Raw genomic sequence first — 23069 nt, forward strand, 5'->3', positions numbered from 1 at the left:
GGAGCTTAACTGTATGCAATTTAAAGATAAAATAACATTAGCTTTTAGTGGTGCTTCAGGTGCTCCCTATGGCTTAAGGTTGTTAGAAGTATTACTTGAACAGCAGTTTCAGGTATATGTACTGATCTCAAGTGCAGCACGAGTAGTGCTTGATACAGAGTCAAATATCAAACTTTCGGGTAACGAAGAGAAAGCGACAGAACAACTCAGCACGCTTTTTAATGCAGCCCCTGAGCAACTTAAAGTATTTGGCAAAGATAATTGGTTTAGTCCTGTTGCGTCTGGCTCAGCAGCGCCGAAAAAAATGGTGGTTTGCCCTTGTAGCGCAGGGTCTGTCTCTGCAATTGCAGTGGGAGCATCAGATAACTTACTTGAACGTGCGGCAGATGTAGTTATTAAAGAGCGTGGTCAGCTAATTTTAGTCCCGCGCGAAACACCATTTAGCGAAATTCATCTTGAAAATATGTTGAAGCTAGCGCGACTAGGCGTAACGATTATGCCGGCGGCACCTGGTTTTTATCACCAACCTGAGCAGATTTCAGATTTGGTCGATTTTATGGTGGCGCGAATTTTAGATCATTTAAACATTAAACATACTTTGACGAAGCGTTGGGGTTATGGAGAGGGCAAACAGTGAGCGAAAAAACGATCGCATTAAATATTGAAGGCCTAAAAAAGGTTTATAAAAATGGTGTTGAAGCTGTAAAAGGTATTGATTTACAAGTTCAGCAAGGTGATTTCTTTGCCTTACTTGGCCCAAACGGTGCCGGTAAATCAACCACCATTGGTGTTATCTCATCTTTAGTGAACAAAAGTGCCGGTCGTGTACAGGTGTTTGGTCACGACATTGATACAGATTTGGAAGCCGCTAAGTCTGAACTTGGCTTAGTGCCGCAAGAGTTTAACTTTAGTCAATTTGAAACACTTAACCAAATTTTGGTTAACCAAGCAGGTTATTACGGTGTACCAAGAAAGCTGGCCCATGAGCGAGCTGAAAAGTACTTAAAGCAGCTAGGTTTATTTGAGAAAAAAGATAAGCAAGCGCGCACCCTTTCAGGTGGTATGAAACGCCGTTTAATGATTGCTCGTGCACTGATGCATGAACCTAAATTACTTATTTTAGATGAACCAACAGCAGGTGTTGATATTGAGCTACGCCGCTCTATGTGGGATTTTCTTCGCGAGATTAATAAGCAAGGTGTCACCATCATCTTGACTACCCACTATCTAGAAGAAGCTGAGCTGTTATGTAGAAACATCGCGATTATCGACAGCGGCGTGATTGTTGAAAACACCACCATTAAAGCCTTACTTGCCAAGCTTGACAAAGAAACCTTTGTACTTGACTTAAAGCAGCCTGTGCAGCCAATTAGCATTGCAGGTTACAAATATACACTGACTGATGACCACACTTTAGAAGTTGAAGTGGCGAAGTCTCAGGGCTTAAACCATGTATTTAGTGCACTGAGTGAGCAAGGTAATACAGTGCTTAGTATGCGAAATAAAGCAAACCGTTTAGAAGAGTTGTTTGTAGGACTATTAGAACAAGGGCGAGGCGAATAATGTTTAAATATGGAGTAGCGCTAAAAAGTATTTGGATCAAAGAGTGTATTCGCTTTTTACGTATTTGGGTGCAAACCTTAGTTCCGCCTGCAATCACGATGAGCCTGTATTTTGTCATTTTTGGTAATCTGATCGGTTCTCGTATTGGTGATATGGGTGGCTTTACTTATATGGAGTTTATTGTACCGGGTCTGATAATGATGTCGGTGATCACCAATTCGTACTCAAATGTTGCCTCGAGTTTTTATTCTACTAAATTCCAAAAAAGCATTGAAGAGCTCTTAGTTGCGCCAGTGCCGAATTACATTATCGTACTAGGCTACATGGGTGGTGGTATGACGCGTGGCATGCTGGTTGGTTTAATTGTTACCTGTGTCTCTTTACTATTTGTTGATATTCAAATTCATAATATTTTTGTGATTATGGCTACGGTTATTTTAACGTCGGCTGTGTTTGCGTTAGGCGGACTTATTAACGCAATTTATGCTAATAGCTTCGATGATATTAGTATTATCCCGACCTTCATTTTAACGCCGCTGACCTATCTAGGTGGAGTGTTTTACTCTATCAGCCTGTTGCCAGAATTTTGGCAAGGTGTATCGCAAGTAAACCCAATTATTTACATGGTAAATGCATTTAGATATGGCTTCTTAGGTGTGTCGGATGTCGACTTATCGGTAGCATTTGGTGTACTTGCTTTATTTATTGTGGGTTTATTTACTTTAGCATTAACCCTTATTAAACGTGGTGTGGGGCTTAGACACTAATGACGGATGCAAATTCGAGAAGTATTGTATCGAATCAACCTGGCTTACATGAAAAGCTAGACGAAATAGTTTTAAAGCACTTAAGTGCTGAATTTAAAAAGCCGATTGCAGAGCATACGCAAGCGGCTTTTGATCAGGTCAATGAAAAGGTGCAAGAGTTTAGCGGACCTATCATTCTTGACTCGTGTTGTGGTGTTGGTGAAAGTACCGCTAACTTAGCAAAACATCACCCTGATGCGTTAGTGATTGGAATTGATAAATCATCACATCGTTTAGATAAACATGATATCGAATATAAGCAAACTGATGCAGGGCAGTATATTTTAGTGCAAGCTGACTTAAACGACTTTTGGCGTTTAGCGGTCGCTGCAAACTGGCAACCAAGCCATCATTACCTGTTGTATCCAAATCCATGGCCGAAAGCAAAACACTTGCAAAGAAGATGGCACGGCGCTGCTATCTTCCCGTTTATCATTAAACTAGGTGGTCGTTTAGAGCTTAGGAGTAACTGGGATATTTACGTAAAGGAGTTTGCTCGCTCACTTGAACTTGCAGGGCATAAGTGCGATGTCCAGCAGTATGAAAGCGATACTGCAATTACTCCGTTTGAACGTAAATATTGGGCTAGTGGTCAACAAAGTCATCGTTTAGTGATTAATCTTTAATGAATGTAAGGAGTCGGCGGTGCAAAGTGGCTCCCTTGCATTAAAGTAACACCTGCTCGAGCAAGTGCCTGTGCTATTTGCTCGTTATCAACTTGCTCAGCAATCACATCTAACTTTAGTTGCTGAGCATATTTTACCAAGTTCTCAATAAACAGATAGTTATCTGTATTAGTATGAATTTGGCTCACTAACCCTTTATCAAGTTTTAAACCATCAATTTCGAGCTTTCTGATGTGTGGCAAGCTTGAAAAGCCCGTGCCGAATTCATTGATAATAACCTGAGCCCCTTTATTTTTTAGAATATTAATAAAGGTTTTTACTTCACTAAAGTAAGCAATGGCATCACGCTCATAAAACTGAAAAATAATATTGTGGGGCTGCGGGTAGCGCCTTAGCTGAAGTTCTAAAAACTCGCTTAAACTTGGATCAAGAATATCTTGTGCGGTAATATTGATACTCCAGCACACATTGGTTTTTCTAAACTGCTCAATGCATCGGGTAAACATAGTACGCCTTAAAAGACCATCCATACGTGAGCGTTTCAGCACCATCATAAAGTAATCAGGTGTATGGATACGACCTGTGGCACTGGCCATTCTGGCTAGGCACTGGTAATGATTAATATGTTTCCTTTGGCTGTCATAGACAGCTTGAAAATAAGGCACGATGCGATTGTTATCGAAGGCTTCTTTCACTTCTTTGGCAAGCGTAACGTTATTTCTAAATTGCTCTTCAACTTGTTTAAAGATATTTTCATAACGCACAATACGTTGATTATTTAGTTTTGCTTGCTGTAATGCAACGTGGGCGTTCTCTATAAGCATTGATTTATTACCTATGGCAATTCCCGCATACAAGCTCACGTAGATATAAGGCTCTTTTAACGCTGGAATAGCATAGTTAAAGGCATTAATTACATCATCTATATTGCGTTCATCACTATGAGTTTGCAATAACGCAATTTTATTGGTTGCTAAACGATAGACAACTCCTTCGCTAGGTATCCTTAATTGAAAATAGCCAAGCAAGTTAGCCATCACTTTGTCGCTAACTTCACTGCCATAAAAGCTGCTAATATCTTCTAGTTCGTTAATAACAATTACTGCCAGCTCCATGCGATGCTTGGTGGTTCTTTTTATGTAGTATTCAAGTGCTACATGATTTGCAAAACCTGTACGCGCATCAGTTGAGAGCGAGCGTTTTAACTGTAAAAAATAGAGCCCTGCAATTAGTGCTGCAATAAAGAAAAAAAAGCAGCCGGTAATCATCGCTCGTGAAACACTTTGCTGCAGTTGCTGGTTTAAATCGCTAATAGTTATATCGGCCCCGGTGATATAGGTGTGACCATTATTATCGACAAAAGTCACAAAGATACTTTTAAAATAGCCCCATTGATCTTTTGATACCTCAAAAACTGGCTCTGTCGAAAAAAAGGCTTCTTTGTTAAGTTCAGTCGCTTCAGGATAGGCATCTAAAAATTGTGTAACACGACCATTATTTTGATCTTTTTGTGTGTAACTAGATGCACTAAAGTACACTTTGTCATCACGAAGCACCATGGCGTAAACATAGGCAAGTTGCATTTGTTTTGCATATTCAGAAAGGGCACGACTTTTTTCTTTATACATTGATGCGGAGATAGGTAAACCTGCATTGACTATATTGTGGTAGTCATCACCGAGGATATGTCTGACACTGACCGCGGCATTGAACAATTTACTATCGATATTCGCCATGATCTCGCTACGCGAAGTTTCATAGGTGTAATAGATATAGCCAAATAAGCTAATAAAAAATGCGGCGAAGCCATATAGTAGCCAACTGGTTTTTTGCAATCCTTTGGGCATAGACGTTCCCTTAGCAGTTATCACTTGATTATACTAAAAAAACATTTGTCTGATAGTAGAAAATAACCGTAAATTTCATTAACGGTTCACTTTTTTGTCATCGAAATTAGGGCTTTTTTGCTTTATACGAGACATTTTCGTGATATTCCAGTAAAGTTAGCCAATTTCGTAGAAACAGTGCCGCAAAAGTGCTCTCTTAGGTGTTCCATCATCGGGTGCATTTTTAGCTGCTAATTATGGGTATTAGGATGGATCAAAAGCGTTGTGCCGTCGCCTCTAAAGAAAGCTTGATTCGTATTTTTACGGTGCCAGAAGCACCAGACTCGACATTAAGTAAAATCGAATCTGAAATTTCTAGTAATTTAGCTGGGTTCTTGAATGAGAACATAGCTGCAATTGAAAAGCCTTTGCACGAAATTGAAAAAGACTTTCAAACGGCCACTATTCCAGAAGAGCCAACTTTTGTTTCTGATTATGCTCAAGACATTATGGAGCAGTTAGTTGCTCATTCTGTTCATACGGCTGCACCAAGCTTCATTGGTCATATGACCTCTGCGTTACCGCATTTTGTATTACCGCTTTCTAAGTTAATGGTAGGTCTTAACCAAAATTTAGTAAAAATTGAAACTTCAAAGGCATTCACACCACTTGAAAGACAAGTCTTAGGGATGATGCATCACCTTGCTTATGGCGAAGCTGAGAGTTTTTATAGCAAGTGGATGCACAGTGCAAAAACCTCTTTAGGCGCATTTTGCTCAGGCGGAACCGTAGCTAACATTACTGCGTTATGGATTGCTCGCAACCGCTTATTGAAAGCCGATGGCGATTATAAAGGTATTGCAGCACAGGGATTAATCGCTGGGATGCTGCACTATGGTTATAAAGGCTTAGCGGTACTGGTTTCTGAGCGAGGTCACTATTCATTAGGCAAGACTGTTGATTTGCTAGGTATTGGTCGCGATAACATTGTCGCAATTGCGACAGGCGAAAATAATAAAGTTGATGTCGATGCTATGCGCAAAAAAGCCCATGAACTGGAAGCGTCTGGTATAAAGGTAATGGCACTCGTTGGTGTTGCTGGGACGACAGAAACTGGCAGCATAGACCCGCTAAATGAAATGGCTGATTTAAGCGAAGAGCTTGGCTGTCATTTTCATGTGGACGCCGCATGGGGTGGGTCAACCTTACTTTCTTCAAACTATCGCCATCTTTTAAGCGGTATTGAACGTGCTGACTCAATTACTATTGATGCGCATAAACAAATGTATGTGCCAATGGGCGCGGGTCTTGTGTTATTTAAAGACCCCGCTGCGACAGATGCTATTGAGCATCATGCTGAATATATTCTTCGTAAAGGCTCTAAAGATTTAGGTAGTCATACATTAGAGGGAAGCCGCCCAGGTATGGCAATGTTAGTGCATGCTTGCTTACGTGTTATTGGCCGTAAAGGCTACGAGATGTTGATTGACCGTAGTATTGTTAAAGCGCGCACTTTTGCCGAAATGATCAAACAAGATGAAGATTTTGAATTAATCTCTGAACCTGAGCTGTGCCTATTAACATATCGTTACGTTCCAAAAGAAATTCAAGCTAAGCTCAAAGGTGCTAACGAAGAAACTAAATTAGATATTTACGCTTCGTTGAATCGCTTCACTGCAAGTATGCAAAAGCGCCAGCGTGAAGCTGGACGCTCTTTTGTATCTCGTACTCGTTTAACACCAGCAAAATATGACCATCAACCCACCGTGGTTTTTCGTGTCGTATTAGCCAATCCATTAACCTCAAAAGCTATTCTAAAAGATATTTTAGCGGAGCAAAAAGAGCTAGCGAAAACTGACCCAGTATTTAAAAAGTACTTAAGTAAATATATGAGTTAGTGATAAAAAAGGAGCATGATGCTCCTTTTTTAATTAGTCGTTAAAGCAGCTAGCTTTGATCATGTTACTGATAATCGCTTGCGAAGGTTTGATTTTTTCCATCGCTAAAAACTCATCTGGTTGGTGAGCTTGGTTAATTGAGCCTGGCCCCATGACAATTGTTTCGCAGCCAAGTTGTTGAATAAAAGGGGCTTCTGTACAATAGTTTACAGCGACAGCTGGCTGACCGGAGACTTTTTCGGCCAGTTTCACAAGTGCAGTATCTGTACTTCCGCTAAACGCAGGGATTGGTTCATGCATATCGATAACACTCACTGCGTTGGGGTATTGAGTATTAATTTCCTCTGCGGCACTAAGCAAAATCGCTTGTAGTTCTTGTACACTTAAACCGGGTAACGGTCGCATATCAATATGCATTTCACAGCAGCCACAAATGCGGTTGGCATTATCACCGCCATGAATATGGCCAAGGTTCAAAGTAGGGTACGGAATTTCAAAGTGTTCTACTGAATATTTATTCTTTAATTCTTCTTTTATGATTAACAATTTTGTAATCATTTTATGCATGACTTCGATGGCGTTCAAACCTCGTTCAGGATCTGAGCTATGGCCCGAGCGACCAATTACGCGAATAGCTGTACTCATATGACCTTTATGTGTAAATACCGGAGTCATATCTGTTGGCTCACCAATAATACAGCGTGCAGGTTTTAAGTTCGGGTGACGGCAGATTTGCTGTGCACCCGCCATTGTAGTTTCTTCATCGGCTGTGGCTAGAATTAATAGAGGCTCAGTTTGCTTGCTTGCATCAAGTTCGCTAATAGCTTGCAGTACGAAAGCAAAAAAGCCTTTCATATCAATACTACCTAAACCATAAAGTTTATTGTTATCTTCGCTGAGTTTGAACGGATCATAATTCCAACGACTATCATCAAATGGTACAGTGTCAGTATGGCCGGCAAGCATTAAACCGCCGTCTCCTTCACCACGTCTAGCTAATAAGTTGTAACGCCCTTTACCGTTTTCAAGCTCTGTGATTTCACATGTAAACCCAAGGCTTTCGCACCACTGTGCGAGCAAGGTAATAACCCCTTTATTGCTCATGCACAAAGAATCTTCAATCGCGCTAATTGAAGGAGCAGCAATTAGCTGCTGATACATAGATAAAAAAGAGGGTAGCGACATAAAAAAATCCAAAAATAATTATTCAATCTAATTGCATAACAATATAAAAGTATTTATGATGAATATCAATTCACTTTTTAAGCATAAATATTAGTAAAGCTTTACGATGAACACGAAACGACGATAACCTGATTTCATTACTTTAGACAGTGTTTTTATTCGCATTTGAGCGAGTATTTTTAGGCGTATCGATAAATAGATTGAATAGGTAAAAGTAAGCAATGAATGTAGTGATTATTGGCGCAAGTGGTTATAGCGGCGCAGAGCTAGCAAGTTTAGTTGCTAAGCACCCAAAACTGACCCTGAAAGCATGTTATGTATCTGAAGGAAGCTTAGATAAAGGCAAATTATTAAGCGATTTATATCCAGAGCACCTTGGATTGTTAGAGTATCCACTACAGCCTCTGACTGCCCAAGCGTATAAGGATATCGAAAGTAATGCGGACTATGTATGTCTATGTACAGATCACAAGGTAAGCGTTGACCTTGCACCACAATTTTTAGCCATGGGTAAAAAAGTATTCGACCTGTCTGGTGGTTTCCGTTTAGCTGGGAATGAGGATTACCTAACTTATTACGGTTTCGCACATGAACACCCTGAGCTTTTAGAGCAAGCGGCTTATGGCTTAGCTGAATGGAATAGCGATGCTATAAGTAAAGCAAAGCTTGTTGCTGTAGCAGGTTGTTACCCAACAGCAGCACTCAATTCTTTAAAACCACTTAAAGAAGCTGGTTTATTAGCTGAGCAAGCCATTATTGTTAATGCTGTGTCTGGAGTTACTGGCGCAGGTAGAAAAGCCAGTGTTAATACGCATTTTTGTGAAGTATCACTTGCCCCTTATGGTTTATTTAATCACAGACACACACCTGAGATTGAGCAGCACCTTGATCACCCTGTGTTATTCACCCCTCATTTAGGTAATTTCCCCCGTGGAATTTTAGAAACTATTTATGTGCAATTAAAGCCAGGTGTGACAGCAGAGCAAGTGGATGCAGCATATCAAGTGTTAGCTAATGAGCCTTTAATCCGTTTACTTGGAAATAAAGTTCCAAGTATTAAAGGCGTGGCTAAACAACCATTTGTTGATATTGCATGGCAACAAAAAGGTGAACAACTCATTGTTATGTCAGCAATTGATAACCTATTAAAAGGCGCGGCTGGGCAAGCATTACAGTGTATTAATTTAGCTATGGGTGAACCTCACCACACTGGTTTAGTAGGAGCGCTGTAATGAAAACTTGGATCATTAAAGTCGGTGGTGCTGTGCTAAATAGCGCTGATGCTGCAAAAGCTCTTTTTGATGTTTTAGCCACTGAGCAACAAGATAACTTTGTCATTGTGCATGGTGGTGGAGCCTTGGTTGATGCTTGGCTTAAAGACGCAGGCTTTGTAACAGCAAAACATCAAGGCTTACGTATTAGCCCAAATGAGCAAATGCCTTATATTGTTGGCGCCCTGGCAGGTTGTGCCAATAAACAATTGATGAGTCAAGCAATCAGCGCTGGCCACAAACCTGTGGGTTTAAGCCTTTATGAAGCGGGTGTACTGGTATCTGAAAAACTTAAAGTATTGGCGCAAGTTGGCCAGTGTTCAGGTAGTTGTGACAGCGTATTGCCAAGCTTACTTGGGCAAGGTCGTTTACCACTGGTGAGCTCTATTGGCTTTGGCGAAGATGGTCAATGGTACAACGTCAATGCGGATGAAGCCGCGGCGGCTATTGCTAAAGAACTCGATGCAGAACTTATTTTTATGACTGACGTAGAAGCTGTGCTTGATGCAAATAAGCAGCCACTACATCACCTTAATACGCAGCAAATCGAAACACTAATCCTTGAAGGAGTTATTCAGGGCGGGATGGAGGTCAAAGTAAAGACCAGCCTTCTTGCTGCCCAACATTTACGACGTGGTGTGTATATCTCCAGCTGGCTAAAGCCAGAAAATTTAGTCGCCTTATTAAAAGGCGAGCATGTAGGAACAAAAATTACACCATAGGTATTTCATGTTAAAAAATTTCTTAAACGGTCTTGAATTAGACCAAAAGGGCGCTCTTAAATTACTTAATTTAGCGCAAAAAATTAAAGCAAATCCAGCAGACTTTAGCCAAGCATTAGCAGGCAAATCTGTCGTTACACTTTTTGAAAAACCAAGTTTACGTACACGTTTATCATTTGATATAGGTATTAATAAACTGGGTGGTCACGCGGTTTATCTAGATTCACAAAACGGTGCTATGGGTGGTCGTGAATCGGTTAAAGACTTTGCTCTCAATATGTCAGCTTGGGCTGATGGCATTGTTGCTCGCGTGTATGCACACAAAACATTGACTACGCTTGCTGAGTATTCATCTGTGCCTGTAGTGAATAGCTTATGTGATTTATATCACCCATGCCAAGCACTTGCAGACTTTTTGACGCTACAAGAAGTACATGGCGACGTAAGTAAGCTTAAGCTTGCTTACTTAGGTGAAGGTAACAACGTAACACACTCTCTAATGTTATTAGCTGCCACGTTAGGCACTGATTTTGTAGCTGTTTGTCCTAAAGGTAGCTCACCGGATTCACAAATTCTTAAGCAAGCAGAGCAAATTGCAGCGATGAATGGTGCTTCGGTAATGGTCAGTGACAGAATTGAGGCGGCAGTCGGAGCAAATGCAGTCTATGCTGATACCTGGGTTTCAATGGGTGATAAAACACCGCTTGAGCAGGTGAAAGCTAAATATATGCCTTATCAGCTCAATCAAGCCCTATTAGAGAAAACGGGTGCGCAAACTGTACTGCATTGTCAGCCAGCGCATCGTGAGTTTGAAATTACCTCTGAGGTAATGGATGGCCCAGCATCAAAAATTATTCAACAAGCAGAGAATCGTATGCACGCGCAAAATGCTCTACTTGTCACATTATTAAATCCAAATTTTGTTTAAGGAACACCAATGAGTTCAATTAAAAAAGTCGTATTAGCCTATTCTGGTGGTCTTGATACATCGGCAATTGTGCCATGGTTAAAAGAAAACTACGGCTGTGAAGTAATCGCGTTTGTTGCTGATGTAGGCCAAGGTGCTGAAGAGCTTGAAGGCGTTGAAGAAAAAGCAATTGCTTCGGGTGCCTCAGAGTGCCACATCGTTGACTTAAAAGACGAAATGGTAAGTGACTATATTTACCCAACATTAAAAACGGGTTCTATTTACGAAGGCACTTATTTACTAGGTACGTCTATGGCACGTCCGATTATTGCTAAAGCACAGGTTGAAATTGCCCGTAAAGTAGGTGCTGATGCGCTTTCGCATGGTTGTACTGGTAAAGGTAATGATCAGGTACGTTTTGAATCATGTTTCGCAGCCCTTGCACCAGATCTAAAAGTCATTGCACCATGGCGTGAGTGGGACTTATCAAGTCGTGAATCATTACTTGATTACTTAGCAGAGCGTAATATTCCGTGCTCTGCATCTGCGACAAAAATCTATAGTCGTGATGCTAACGCATGGCACATTTCTCACGAAGGTGGAGAGCTTGAAGATCCATGGTGTCAACCAAGTGAGCAAGTATGGACTTGGACAAACTCACCTGAGCAAGCGCCTAATGAAGCAGAATATGTGACATTAAATGTTGTTGAAGGTGAAGTGGTTGCTGTAAATGGCGAGTCACTTAAACCATATGACTGCTTAGTTAAATTAAACGACATTGCTGCGCCACATGGTGTAGGTCGTGTTGATATTGTAGAAAACCGTTTAGTCGGTATGAAGTCTCGTGGCTGTTATGAAACACCAGGGGGCACAGTGATCATGGCTGCTCTTCAAGCGATTGACGAGCTAGTATTAGACAAATCAAGCCGTAAGTGGAAAGAAGTGCTTGGTGGTGAGTTCTCTCACTTAGTCTACGACGGTCGTTGGTTTACACCATTAAAAGACTCGATTCTAGCTGGTGCTGAATCACTGTCTAAGTTAGCAACCGGTGAAGTGGTGCTTAAGCTTTATAAAGGCCAAGTAACTGCGGTACAGAAAAAATCACCGAATAGCTTATACAGTGAAGATTTCGCAACCTTCGGTGAAGATGATGTATATGATCAATCACATGCAGAAGGCTTCATTCGTTTATTCTCGCTATCAAGCAGAATCTCAGCACTAACGAAAAAGTAATTTAATTATTGCCCTGCACGGCAGGGCAATAGCCGAATTTGGAGACAGTTCAATGGCACTATGGGGCGGACGTTTTTCTACGGGTCCAGATGAAGCGTTTAAACAATTCAACGATTCACTTCCTTTTGATTATCAACTTGCAGAGCAAGACATTATTGGTTCAGTTGCTTGGGCAGGAGCGTTAAAACAAGTTAACGTACTTAATCAGCAAGAATACGATGACCTAGTTGCAGCACTTAATAAGCTGCTAGATGAGGTTAAAGCAAACCCACAAGCAGTAGCTGTCGCAGGGCATGAAGACATTCATTCTTATGTTGAGTCAGCGCTAATTGATAAAGTGGGCGACCTAGCTAAAAAGTTACATACAGGTCGTAGTCGTAATGACCAAGTCGCGACCGATTTCCGCTTATGGTGTCGTGATACAGCTGAGCATATTCTTGAAGCAATCGCAGAGCTGAAAGGTGAGTTTATTGCCTTGGCTGAGCGTGAACTAGGCACTATCTTACCTGGTTACACACACCTACAGCGTGCACAACCTGTATTATTTAGCCACTGGTGCATGGCCTATGTTGAAATGCTTGAACGTGATGAAAGCCGTTTAACCGATGCTAAGAATCGTATGAATTATTGCCCTCTTGGTAGTGGTGCTTTAGCTGGAACGGCGTACCCAATTGATAGGCAAATTCTTGCCGAAGGGTTAGGTTTTACCGGTGCAACACGTAATAGCCTTGATGCAGTATCTGATCGTGACTTTGTGGTTGAGCTACTAAGCTGCGCATCAATTTCAATGATTCACTTATCGCGTATGGCAGAAGACTTAATTTTCTATAACTCTGGTGAAGCAGGCTTTATTGAGCTTTCTGATGGGGTAACATCAGGCTCTTCACTTATGCCGCAGAAGAAAAACCCAGATGCTCTTGAGTTAATCCGTGGTAAAACAGGCCGTGTTTTTGGTGCATTCAGTGCCATGATGATGACACTTAAAGCGCTACCACTTGCTTATAACAAAGATATGCAAGAGGACAAAGAAGGCTTATTTGATGCAATGCCGACCTGGTTGGCATGTATTCATATGGCACAGGCGTGTATCAAAGGCATCAAAGTTAATGCTGATAAAACATTAGCAGCAGCAAAAGGTGGTCACTCAAATGCGACTGAACTTGCTGACTATCTAGTGGCTAAAGGTATTCCATTTAGAGAAGGTCATCATATTGTTGGTACGCTCGTGCAAATGGCTATTGCACAAGGGAATAACTTAGAAGATTTAAGTTTAGAGCAATTTAAGTCTGTGCATAGCATTTTCGAGTCAGATGTATATGCTGTATTAGAAATAGACGCCTGCATTAAAGCAAGACAAGCACAGGGTGGCACCTCTATCGAGCAAGTAACGAGTGCCATTAAATACGCAAAAAAAAACAGCAGATAGCGGTACGTGACGCAACCTTAAATGATGTTGAGTCTATTGCTAAGCTAATTCAGCATTGGGCAACGGTAGGTGAAAATCTACCACGGGCTAAGAGCGATATGATTCACTCAATTAATGAGTTTGCTGTCACTGAAGTTGAAAACCAAGTGGCTGGCTGTGCCTCGCTATATATTTACGATACAGGTCTTGCTGAAATTCGTTCGCTTGGTGTGAGCCCTGAATCACGTATTGCTGGGCAGGGGCGTCGACTTGTTGAACATTTGCTTAAAAAAGCTAAAAGCTTGGCGCTTAGTCGCGTAATTGTTCTGACGCGGGTGCCAGAGTTCTTTGCAAGCCAAGGCTTTATCTTTTGTAGTAAAGATAGTTTGCCAGAAAAAGTGATCAAAGATTGCGAGCTTTGTCTTCGCAAAGATAATTGCGATGAAGTAGCGATGGAATATATTTTAAAGCCAAGTAATAGCGCGGTGATCCCGTGTAAACACGTGGCTTAATTTCCCTGGATAAGAAAAACGCACGGTTACCCCTGTGCGTTTTTTTATGCCTGAAATTTTGGTTTATTAACTTTTATGATCAAAAAAGATCACTTTTAGAAAAGTTGGATCGTTAATTGCTTTTATTATCGACGCGGCGACAATGTCGCGTTAAAGTATAAAAAAGCGTCAAAAAAATGAGAACGCTTAACTCAGCTTGCAAGCTATTGTAAGCTGTACTGAAAAAACAATTAACTTAAAGGAATTAACTCATGCAAATTTCAAACAATAGCCAGTTGCAAATGCAAGCATACAGCCAAATGCAACAAACAAAGCCTGCTTTGGAACAAACTACTAGTAATAAAACCCTGCAATCTGATACAGTAACTTTATCAAGTGAAGCGCTGGCTTTATCAGGCGGTGCAGAGATTCAACGTGGCGGTGGTGCAATGCTTCCACCTAGCAAGAAAGAGTACTAGGAACTGAATGTCTTTTATAGAGCAACTAGGTTTTTTTTCCCTATCCGCAATGAGTGCATGGGGATTTTTAATGGCGTTCTTTTTTAATATTTTTGTTTATTGTATAGATGAAAATAAAAGAAAAACCACGTTGCTCTTAAGTTCATTTATTATGATGCTCTCTTATCTAGGAGGGGATTATTTTTTTAATTGGTTAACTTACACAGCTACAACATTCCTAGATTGGGCTCTTTATGATCTAGCGACACTTACATTTTTAGCTGTTTCTTTTTATTTTGTAAAACGAACTACACCTTCATTTATATATCTTATTGTAGGCTTGATAATTAACACAGTATTGTTTCTTGCCGTTTATTTAGATGTGGAAGTCTATAAAAATACAACCCATTGGATTTTATGGGACATATATTCGATTGGAGTCAATATCGTTGATTTTACAATGATCATTGCTTTAATTGTTGATCGTGATTTTCTATTATTGAACAAACTCAAAAGCTTTGTAGTGTCTTCTGCAAATAACCATAAATTAGCTTAATAATTCAAAGCTATGTACATAAGTGATGTTGTTGGAAGTTTGATAGGAGCCTTCATCGAATGGGGGTTCTTAATGGTTTTTCTTTTTAATTTAGTGACACATATTAATAAACCTGATAAACGCTTGGTAATCTTGGCATTTATAATGATGGTTTCATACTTCCTAAGTGGCATTTTTAACTTATCTATCTATATCTATCTAAACTGGTTTTATTTTGATCTACTAACCATAACAACTGTTTTGGCGTGGATTTACGTTGCAAAAATAGGCTCTTTTAGTGCAATTTACTACATTGTATTGGGATTGTTCTCAAACGCTCTTTTGATGCTTAGCATATTTGTAGATATTGTGGTTATCGAAAATAGAACTCCTTGGGCACTATGGAGTATCTATTCGTTTGGAGTAAATACTATTGATATGATGATGCTAATAGCATTAATTACTAATCGCGACTTTTTACTACTTCATAAACTATGCCGGTTTGTGAAAGGTAAAAAAATTAAGCCGTGGTTTATAGATGAATCTGAAAAGCCCACCAACGCTTAATGAAACTCGTTTTATTTTTAAGAGTATCTGAATTTTAAGACTTACTTCATGCTTAAACTAATCCAAGACAATTTTGGAGTGTACCTCGCAGCATTTATCATGTGGGGTTTCTTGATGTCCTTTCTTTATAACATGGTAAAGAAATCATCTGCGCCAAATGGTGACAAAACAGTGATGTGGATCTCACTTGCACTGTTTATTTCTTACATGATGAGTGACCCATTACTCAATATAGCGCTTGGCTATAATATTTTAGATTCAAGTTTTGCCTATGTGATTTGGGCGCTATCTGATTTAACAATACTATTAGTTGTGTGGTTAATTACTCGAAAGCGAAATCTTACTCAGGCTCCTGCAAAGCTTTATGTATACATTGGGCTTTTAGTTAACTCATCACTGTTTTTAGGCATGTATTTTGATATTAACTATGCCTATACAGGAAGCTGGTGGTTTTGGAATGTCTATAGTATCACAGTGAACCTGATGGACATTATGATGCTCATTGCACTTTTCAGTAATAAAGATTTTCTGGGTTTTGTTAAGCTTTATCGGAAAGTTCAAGGCCAAGCTGGAGCAGCTTGACCTCAATTCGTTAGAAACGGTATTCCCAACTGGTTCTAAGGGCTGTGTTTGTTTCTGACTCATCACCTATTTCATCTTTTGAAATAAGCCCTGTCACTTTCCACAAACCATTAAACATAGATTGTTGATAACCGAGCTCTAACTGCAACTGACTCATCTCAGATGCGACCTCAGCGTGTGTGGTTTCGCTTTCAATCCAACGTAACTTTGCATGGCCACCATAGCCATTTAAAGTGTGGTAATAGGCACCAAGGATAGCAGATTTAATTTGCAGTGGTGTTGAGCTGCCAAGTAAACGTGAGCGTTGTGTATAGCTGCCAGAGCCATATACGCAATCGCTAATTTGCTCACAAGTTTGCTCTGTATTTGAGTATTCAAAATAACTCTTTAGTAAATCCTCTGTTGAACCAAAGTAGCTTTCAACACCCAGCGTATAGAATGGCTCGCTCGGTGCTAAACCGCTTTTATTTCGACCCATAACTTCAGCATAAAAGGCAACAGGCTGCGTCATTAGAGTTGTAGAATACTTTACATCTAAACTGGTTAATCGGTGTTTTGATTCGATGCTCTCAAGGGTAACAGGGTCAATTTTTAGGTTAGTTAAATAGTCAGAGCCTGCACTATTAATAGCAACTTCAAGCCCTGTTAATGGTGTACTTGCAAACCTTAACGCCCAAAAGTCACCGTCTTCGGAATTATTAAGAAATGGCTTTTGTTTGGCGTAAATACCCGTTAACTGCCAGTTACCGATAAACGATAACCAACTTGGGCCTACATATTGCGTATTCGCTCTCGTAAAGCGCAGGCCTTTCATTGGCGCGGCATTATTTGATAGCAGTAGGGCGTTATCGTTACTTGGCCCCCACCAATGACTTACTTGTTCAGCACTGATTGACCAATTACCTAGTAAAACTGCTAAATAGCTATCTTGATAGGTCACATGTTGTTTATCAAGTGCATCATCGGCGTAATTAACACTGACCTTAGCACTTACGCGCTTCCCTGTGATAGAACCATAGCTATTTATGCCACTTTCTTGCTGGTGGCGTTTACCAAACCCTTGCTGGGTTAGTGGTTCGCTGTTGTAATTCAGGCGAATGCCTGAGCTCGACTTTTGTTTTGCATTATCAAGGGCATGCTTAACATGCTGATAAGCAAATAAGCTCTGCTCATCAAGTTGACTGGTATCTGCAATGTTTAGATCACGTGCAATACCTTGCCACATTAAGGGGTAACTATTAATAGGTTGTTTTATGACACCTTGGTTAAATAGCATTTCGATTGAAGCACGAAGTAAAGGGTCGTCGCTTTCTATCCATGGTTCTGCAAGACTTGGCGCAGAGCACATTAGTAATGCAGTTAAGCTAATGAACTTTTTTAATTTCATCCGTGAATTTTTTCCTGTAGTGCTTTGGCTACGATAGGGTCAACAAACTCGCTTACATCACCATTGTGGCGTGCTACTTCTTTGACTAGAGTAGATGAAATAAATGAATTTTTTTCTGCAGGTGTCAAAAATACACTTTCTAGATCTGGATTTAGTCGACGATTCATATTTGCTAACTGAAATTCATAATCAAAGTCAGACACTGCACGAATACCTCGAATAAGTACTTCGGCTTTATGCTCGCGAGCTAAATCAGCTAATAAGCCAGAAAAGCCAATCACACTTACATTATCAAGGTGCGCTAAGATTTTATTGGCAAGCTCAACACGCTCATCGAGTGTAAAGCACGGCTGCTTACTAGGGTTATGTGCAATAGCAACAATAACTTTTTCGAACATTTTTGCAGCTCGATGAATTAAGTCGGTATGGCCATTTGTAAGGGGGTCGAAGGTACCCGGATAGATTGCAGTAACGTTCATAACTATCAGCGATTTATAAATTTGCCTGCTATATTAACAGTGTTTTCTCGACTATGCAGCTTAGAAAATACGCGTATCGGATTAGGAACCTTCACCTATATAAGGTAGTAAACTGATTGAGGTTATTATTTTTCAAGGTAGTATTTAATTGCCACGCATTTGTTTATACTGCTTGGCTGGGGAACGTAATAATCATAAAAAACAGAGTAAATAGGCTATGAGCACAAAGGACAAAATCATACACACCAGCATTGAGTTATTTAATCGCCACGGTGAGCGTGCCATAACAACCAACCATATCGCCTCGCATATGGGGATAAGCCCAGGAAACTTGTATTATCACTTTAAAAATAAAGAAGATATTATTCGTCACATATTTGCTTTGTACAGCGACCATCTACACACTCATTTCAAGCCACTGACTCCTGATGACGATGCGCTTGAAAACCTAGCGGGTTATCTTGATTCGTTGTTTGAACAAATGTGGCGCTTTCAGTTTTTCTACGACAACTTAGGCGATATTTTATCTCGTGATGAAGAGCTGAAAAAAGGCTACATTGCGTTTCAAACTGAGCTTTTAGAGCAAGTTAAAGATGTACTTTTTGCATTACGTGAAGGCGGTGTTATTTGCATTGCAGACGAAGATGTTACAGAGCTTGCGCATATGCTTAAAATGACTGTGAGCTTTTGGACGCCTTATATCAAAGCTCGCCGCTTAAGTGGTGAACTTGCCAGAGCTGATATTTATAACGGTATTTTAAAAGTATTACTGCTATTAAAAGCTCATTGCACAGAGCAACATCTAGAGCAAGTTAACCAATTAAGAGCTAAGTATTTAGCCCTTGCTGAAACAGAGCAAAGCGAACAATAATCCCGCAAAGCAGTTTATTTCCTAGACGCTATAATTTTTGTTATAATCGCGCGCCCTTGAGGTTGCTTAACCTTGGGGCGTGTGAAATCCACAGTCTAAGAGTGAACTATGCTTAAATTTATCGTCAAACTACACCCTGAAATCGCGATCAAGAGTAAATCTGTTCGTAAACGTTTTACCAAGTTATTAGAAAATAATATTAAGATCGTTTTGCGTCGCGTTGACGAAAAAGTTCAGGTAAGAAACAACTGGGATAATATCTCTGTTGTCAGTTTGCTAGACTCTGAGCAAGTTCGCTTAGATATTATCGATGGCTTAAAACGCATTCCAGGTATCGTACAGTTTATTGAAGTAACAGAAACAGACTTCGACTCAATCGACGATATTTACCAAAAAGCACTTGAACTAATCGGTCATACCATTGCAGGCAAAACATTCTGTGTGCGTTGTAAACGTTCAGGTAAGCATGATTTCACATCAAGCGATGTAGAGCGCTACGTAGGTGGTGGCTTAAACCAGCATGTTGAAGGTGCACGCGTTAAATTATCTCACCCAGAGGTGACAGTTCGTTTAGAAGTGCGTGATGATAAAGCTTATATCGTTACTCAAACTCACTACGGTATGGCAGGCTTCCCGCTACCAACACAAGAAGATGTACTATCGCTAATGTCGGGTGGCTTTGACTCAGGTGTTGCAAGCTATCAAATGATCCGTAAAGGTGCACGTACTCACTTCTTGTTCTTTAACCTAGGTGGTGCGGCTCACGAAATCGGTGTTAAGCAAGCGAGTTACTACATCTGGAAGCAGTTTAGTTCTACTCATAAAGTGAAGTTCGTTACGGTTGATTTTGAACCTGTAGTCGCTGAAATTTTAGAAAACGTTGAAAACAGCCAAATGGGTGTTGTTCTTAAACGTATGATGATGCGTGCAGGTAGCCAAGTTGCAGAAAAGCTAGGTGTACAAGCACTGGTAACTGGTGAAAGCATTGGTCAGGTATCGAGCCAAACGCTTGCTAATTTAAGTGTTATTGACCGTGTAACTGAAACCTTAATTATTCGTCCGTTAATCCAACACGATAAACAAGATATTATTAATATTGCACGTCAAATTGGTACGGCTGAAATGGCAGAAAGCATGCCTGAGTACTGTGGTGTTATTTCTAAGAAGCCAACAGTTAAAGCAAAAATCAAAACGATTCTTGCTGAAGAAGCTAAGTTTGACTTCGACGTGCTAAATACGGTTGTTGAGAATGCCCGTGTGATGGATATTCGCGATATCGACACCGAAGCAAAAGAAGAAGTGAAAGAAGCTGAGTCTGTATCTGACTTACCAGAGGGGGCAGTTGTTGTTGATATTCGCTCACCTGAAGAAGAAGATGCAAATCCATTAGAGCTTGAAGGTATTGAAGTTGTTCATTTACCTTTCTTCCGCTTAGCGACTAAATTTGGTGACTTACCAAAAGATAAAGAATATTACTTATATTGTGCTAAAGGTGTGATGAGCCAGCTACAAGCACTGATCCTTCACGAAGAAGGCTACAGCAACGTAAAAGTGTATCGCCCGTAAGGGATAGTGATAAAAGCGCGACATGTTCGCGCTTTTTTAATACCGAAAATAACTGCGAGAAACGAAAGCTAGTAACTTTACTCTTTCCCCTCGCTAACTTTTTATTTTTATCATGCTAAGCATTGCTTGATTATAAGGTGTTTTTACGCCTAATTTAGCGCCTTGTTCACACACATAACCACAAATTGCATCAATTTCAGACTCTCGATTATGGCTGATGTCTTGCTGCATAGAAGAAAAGTTTTCAGCGGTTGCCGTCATCACTGAATAGGCTTGGTCCAGTGCCTCGCTAAGCTTTACGTCAACACCTTGTTTATTGGCAACAAGGCATGCTTCATTGAGCAAGTTAATGATACGAGTACTAAATTGCGGTGCACGTAATTGGCCATTTTTAATGTTATGAATCGCTGTTAACGGGTTTATGGCAATATTCACTAACAGCTTTTGCCAACGCAATGAGTGGATATCATCACTAACAGAAAAGTGTGGTAAGTAGCTAAACTGCTGCTTTAGCTCATTGAGCTTTCCACTAGCAGCGTTATTGCAAGCACCCAGCACGCTTTCGCCATTACCAGTATGGCTCACACTATAAGGCGTTGTTTTAAAGCCAGCTAAACGCGTTGTTAAAAACGCTAACCCTTGAGAGTCTAACAACTGGGCATTAACTTCATCAACATTACCCATACCATTATGAGAAATAACGATTTGGCATTTTTTACTAAGGTAAGGTTTTACTTGTCCAAAGGCAGCTTGCACCTGAAATGCTTTAACTGTGATTAATACTAAGTCAAAGGGGGCGGATTGACTAAGCTCTTTGTGGTGAATAAGGCGAGCTTTAATTGGATGTGATTTACCATTACTGGCTTGATAAAAGCGCGTGGTCAGGGTTGGCTTACGGGTCAGTAATGTAATGTCATGTTGTGCAGATAAAAAATGGCTAAACAACAAGCCAATCGCACCGTCGCCAACAATTAATATGTTAGCCATTACGTTGCTTACTACCTACATGAAAACCAAGTTTTATAATAAAATAGCTTACAGCACCGATAAAATCAGCGACAAAATCCCCAACCGAAGCTTGACGGTAAGGCAGCATATCTTGCATAAACTCTATGGCCGCACCATATCCGGCTAATAGTAAAATTTGCACCAAAAGAGGCAATTTAAAGGCTTTGTCCATCACCATAGCCAGTACAAAGAAAATACCAAAATGCGCCACTTTATCTACGTGTGGAAAGAGGTTGCTCACCCCTTTAATTTCTTTGGCAAATAAAATTGTAAAGCCAATAATGCTGGCTAAAAAGATAACTTGGTAAACACGCCTTGTCACAATAAACCCTAAAAATGCCGAAATTGAATGGTCAGTATATCAAACAATTTTTGCATCGCACCTGAACAAATCGGATAAAAATAGAAAGAATCGACAAATAAGCGTTATAATTGCCAACCATAAATGAATTTAAAAAAGACTATGTTAGGAGAACCCCATGCCTTCATTTGATATTGTTTCTGAAGTAGAAATGAACGAAGCGCAGAATGCAGTAGATAATGCAAAGCGTGAACTAGAGACGCGTTTTGATTTTCGTGGTGTTGATGCATCAATCGAACTAAGTGATAAAGTAATCAAGTTAAAAGCAGAAGCACCACAACAAGTTATGCAACTTTTTGACATTCTTGCTGCGAAAATTTCAAAGCGTGGCTTAGATGTATCTAGCTTAGAATTAAGAGATGAGTCGCGTAGTGGTAAATACGTAATGCGTGACGTTGCGCTTAAGCAAGGTATTGAAAAAGACGTAGCGAAGAAAATCGTTAAATTAATCAAGGACTCAAAAATCAAAGTACAAGCCGCTATTCAAGGTGAAGAATTACGTGTAACAGGTAAAAAACGTGATGATTTACAAGAAGCAATGCAAGTTGTTCGTACTGCTGATTTAGGTCAACCATTCCAGTTCAAAAACTTCCGCGATTAATACTCTGTGTTTATAGCTTTGAGCTGTAGGTTTTAAGCTATAAACCTGCAAGTTTCTGAACTTTACAAGGAGCGTATTTTGAGACGAATATTAGGTTACACAGAAAAAGATATCTTCTAGCTATTTTCAGCTAGAGGATATTTATGTCAGTAAAGAACAAAACAATTGACCGTAATAAACACGGTAAAATAAACAGAAAATACACAGGCCCACACAGTACTTATTTTTACCAACAAACACCAAGTTGGTGGGTGAAAATGACGATGACCAAGCCAAGAAGACGCTTAAATAAAGCTCTTTGCAAGCTTGTGCTGAATGGTGCTGACCCAGAAGGAATTGTTTTTCCGTTAGGAAATTCAAAACCTCACGAGTACTTCTGGTAATCATTGTTTTATAAAAGCCAATCACCATGCTGATTGGCTTTTTTGATCTGACTCCACTTACAGTTTGAAGCTTTAGGCTTAAAGCTTTGCTTTAGAAGTATAGCCGTCCATTGACTTTCTTCCCCAAAATCATCACAATAACGGCCTATTTTCGAGGTGCTTGCTGTATCTTCAGATACGTTATATTTCAAAGGGTGAAATAGTCGCAAGATAATCGGGAAGTCGGTGCGTTTTCAGGGAGAAAACAATGCCAACACTGCCCCCGCAACGGTAATGTATATGCCATGCATGTACAGAGTCCGGAGACCGGCCTTGAATTAACTTACTATTCGCGTGTG

At 40.2% G+C, this 23069-nt stretch carries 23 protein-coding genes, 1 pseudogene and 1 riboswitch; of the genes and pseudogenes, 18 read left to right on the forward strand and 6 right to left on the reverse strand.

The features are described 5' to 3' along the window. Positions 1 to 13: 13 nt before the first annotated feature. Genes J3455_RS08225 through trmB form a run of 4 tightly spaced genes read left to right on the forward strand, consistent with a single transcriptional unit; the run spans position 14 to position 2995 of the window. Positions 14 to 637: a flavin prenyltransferase UbiX gene (locus J3455_RS08225; RefSeq protein WP_349561509.1), complete on the forward strand. Its 624-nt coding sequence runs from the start codon at positions 14 to 16 to the stop codon at positions 635 to 637. After that, positions 634 to 1563 carry an ABC transporter ATP-binding protein gene (locus tag J3455_RS08230; RefSeq protein ID WP_130050649.1) on the forward strand — a complete coding sequence of 310 codons (930 nt, stop codon included), beginning with the start codon at positions 634 to 636 and terminating at the stop codon, positions 1561 to 1563. Before J3455_RS08225 ends, J3455_RS08230 begins: the two co-directional genes overlap by 4 nt. Further along, positions 1563 to 2330, forward strand: coding sequence for an ABC transporter permease (locus J3455_RS08235; protein WP_349561510.1), 768 nt, complete (start codon positions 1563 to 1565; stop codon positions 2328 to 2330). The genes J3455_RS08230 and J3455_RS08235 overlap by 1 nt, the downstream gene beginning before the upstream one ends. Then, a complete protein-coding gene (gene trmB, locus J3455_RS08240; RefSeq protein WP_349561512.1) occupies positions 2330 to 2995 on the forward strand; it encodes a tRNA (guanine(46)-N(7))-methyltransferase TrmB in 666 nt (221 codons plus the stop codon). The genes J3455_RS08235 and trmB overlap by 1 nt, the downstream gene beginning before the upstream one ends. Here trmB and J3455_RS08245 read toward each other — a convergent pair. Then, positions 2992 to 4842 (reverse strand): EAL domain-containing protein, encoded by a 1851-nt coding sequence (locus tag J3455_RS08245; RefSeq protein WP_349561514.1) that lies wholly within the window; start codon positions 4840 to 4842, stop codon positions 2992 to 2994. The genes trmB and J3455_RS08245 overlap by 4 nt on opposite strands. Before the next feature lie 248 nt (positions 4843 to 5090). Between J3455_RS08245 and panP the strand changes: the two genes are divergently transcribed. Next, positions 5091 to 6719 carry a pyridoxal-dependent aspartate 1-decarboxylase PanP gene (panP, locus tag J3455_RS08250; protein WP_130050653.1) on the forward strand — a complete coding sequence of 543 codons (1629 nt, stop codon included), beginning with the start codon at positions 5091 to 5093 and terminating at the stop codon, positions 6717 to 6719. A 33-nt stretch (positions 6720 to 6752) separates the two neighbouring features. Here panP and argE read toward each other — a convergent pair whose 3' ends face one another. Then, the gene (gene argE, locus J3455_RS08255; RefSeq protein WP_130050654.1) at positions 6753 to 7904 is read right to left on the reverse strand and encodes an acetylornithine deacetylase; all 1152 of its coding nucleotides are present in this window, start codon (positions 7902 to 7904) and stop codon (positions 6753 to 6755) included. A 221-nt stretch (positions 7905 to 8125) separates the two neighbouring features. Between argE and argC the strand changes: the two genes are divergently transcribed. The 9 genes and pseudogenes from argC (at position 8126) to J3455_RS08300 (ending at position 16075) form a co-directional block, all read left to right on the forward strand. Continuing rightward, the gene (argC, locus tag J3455_RS08260; protein WP_349561515.1) at positions 8126 to 9136 is read left to right on the forward strand and encodes an N-acetyl-gamma-glutamyl-phosphate reductase; all 1011 of its coding nucleotides are present in this window, start codon (positions 8126 to 8128) and stop codon (positions 9134 to 9136) included. Continuing rightward, the gene (gene argB, locus J3455_RS08265; RefSeq protein WP_130050656.1) at positions 9136 to 9897 is read left to right on the forward strand and encodes an acetylglutamate kinase; all 762 of its coding nucleotides are present in this window, start codon (positions 9136 to 9138) and stop codon (positions 9895 to 9897) included. Before argC ends, argB begins: the two co-directional genes overlap by 1 nt. A gap of 7 nt (positions 9898 to 9904) precedes the next feature. Then, positions 9905 to 10825: an ornithine carbamoyltransferase gene (locus tag J3455_RS08270; RefSeq protein WP_130050657.1), complete on the forward strand. Its 921-nt coding sequence runs from the start codon at positions 9905 to 9907 to the stop codon at positions 10823 to 10825. Between the two features lie 9 nt (positions 10826 to 10834). After that, positions 10835 to 12037 (forward strand): argininosuccinate synthase, encoded by a 1203-nt coding sequence (locus J3455_RS08275; RefSeq protein WP_130050658.1) that lies wholly within the window; start codon positions 10835 to 10837, stop codon positions 12035 to 12037. Between the two features lie 52 nt (positions 12038 to 12089). Continuing rightward, a pseudogene (gene argH, locus J3455_RS08280) lies at positions 12090 to 13954 on the forward strand (argininosuccinate lyase). A gap of 251 nt (positions 13955 to 14205) precedes the next feature. After that, the gene (locus tag J3455_RS08285; RefSeq protein WP_130050659.1) at positions 14206 to 14412 is read left to right on the forward strand and encodes a hypothetical protein; all 207 of its coding nucleotides are present in this window, start codon (positions 14206 to 14208) and stop codon (positions 14410 to 14412) included. 7 nt (positions 14413 to 14419) lie between these two features. After that, positions 14420 to 14947 (forward strand): hypothetical protein, encoded by a 528-nt coding sequence (locus J3455_RS08290; RefSeq protein ID WP_250661191.1) that lies wholly within the window; start codon positions 14420 to 14422, stop codon positions 14945 to 14947. 144 nt (positions 14948 to 15091) lie between these two features. Next, on the forward strand, positions 15092 to 15493 hold the full coding sequence (locus tag J3455_RS08295) for a hypothetical protein (RefSeq protein ID WP_349561516.1): 402 nt from the start codon (positions 15092 to 15094) through the stop codon (positions 15491 to 15493). Positions 15494 to 15541: 48 nt separating this feature from the next. Then, positions 15542 to 16075 carry a hypothetical protein gene (locus tag J3455_RS08300; RefSeq protein ID WP_167658536.1) on the forward strand — a complete coding sequence of 178 codons (534 nt, stop codon included), beginning with the start codon at positions 15542 to 15544 and terminating at the stop codon, positions 16073 to 16075. Between the two features lie 10 nt (positions 16076 to 16085). Here the strand turns inward: J3455_RS08300 and J3455_RS08305 are convergent, their stop codons facing one another. Continuing rightward, positions 16086 to 17462, reverse strand: coding sequence for a capsule assembly Wzi family protein (locus tag J3455_RS08305; protein WP_349561517.1), 1377 nt, complete (start codon positions 17460 to 17462; stop codon positions 16086 to 16088). Continuing rightward, the gene (gene coaD / locus J3455_RS08310) at positions 17459 to 17941 is read right to left on the reverse strand and encodes a pantetheine-phosphate adenylyltransferase (RefSeq protein ID WP_130050664.1); all 483 of its coding nucleotides are present in this window, start codon (positions 17939 to 17941) and stop codon (positions 17459 to 17461) included. The genes J3455_RS08305 and coaD overlap by 4 nt, the downstream gene beginning before the upstream one ends. A 217-nt stretch (positions 17942 to 18158) precedes the next feature. Between coaD and J3455_RS08315 the strand changes: the two genes are divergently transcribed. Beyond that, entirely contained in the window at positions 18159 to 18812 is a 654-nt protein-coding gene (locus tag J3455_RS08315; protein WP_130050665.1) for a TetR/AcrR family transcriptional regulator, read from the forward strand. A gap of 108 nt (positions 18813 to 18920) precedes the next feature. Beyond that, positions 18921 to 20378, forward strand: a complete 1458-nt coding sequence (thiI, locus tag J3455_RS08320) for a tRNA uracil 4-sulfurtransferase ThiI (protein ID WP_130050666.1) — start codon at positions 18921 to 18923, stop codon at positions 20376 to 20378. Between the two features lie 93 nt (positions 20379 to 20471). Here the strand turns inward: thiI and J3455_RS08325 are convergent, their stop codons facing one another. Further along, the gene (locus tag J3455_RS08325) at positions 20472 to 21365 is read right to left on the reverse strand and encodes a ketopantoate reductase family protein (RefSeq protein WP_349561518.1); all 894 of its coding nucleotides are present in this window, start codon (positions 21363 to 21365) and stop codon (positions 20472 to 20474) included. Beyond that, entirely contained in the window at positions 21358 to 21708 is a 351-nt protein-coding gene (locus J3455_RS08330) for a VanZ family protein (protein WP_130050668.1), read from the reverse strand. Before J3455_RS08330 ends, J3455_RS08325 begins: the two co-directional genes overlap by 8 nt. A 157-nt stretch (positions 21709 to 21865) precedes the next feature. On the opposite strand from J3455_RS08330, the gene J3455_RS08335 reads away from it, so the two are divergent. Further along, entirely contained in the window at positions 21866 to 22348 is a 483-nt protein-coding gene (locus J3455_RS08335) for a YajQ family cyclic di-GMP-binding protein (RefSeq protein ID WP_063703177.1), read from the forward strand. Positions 22349 to 22491: 143 nt separating this feature from the next. Next, positions 22492 to 22731 (forward strand): hypothetical protein, encoded by a 240-nt coding sequence (locus J3455_RS08340; RefSeq protein WP_130050669.1) that lies wholly within the window; start codon positions 22492 to 22494, stop codon positions 22729 to 22731. A gap of 173 nt (positions 22732 to 22904) precedes the next feature. Next, positions 22905 to 23060: riboswitch (cobalamin riboswitch) on the forward strand. The last annotated feature ends 9 nt before the right edge of the window (positions 23061 to 23069 follow it).

The organism is Pseudoalteromonas sp. NFXS39 (assembly GCF_040148775.1).
Lineage (GTDB): Bacteria > Pseudomonadota > Gammaproteobacteria > Enterobacterales > Alteromonadaceae > Pseudoalteromonas > Pseudoalteromonas apostichopi.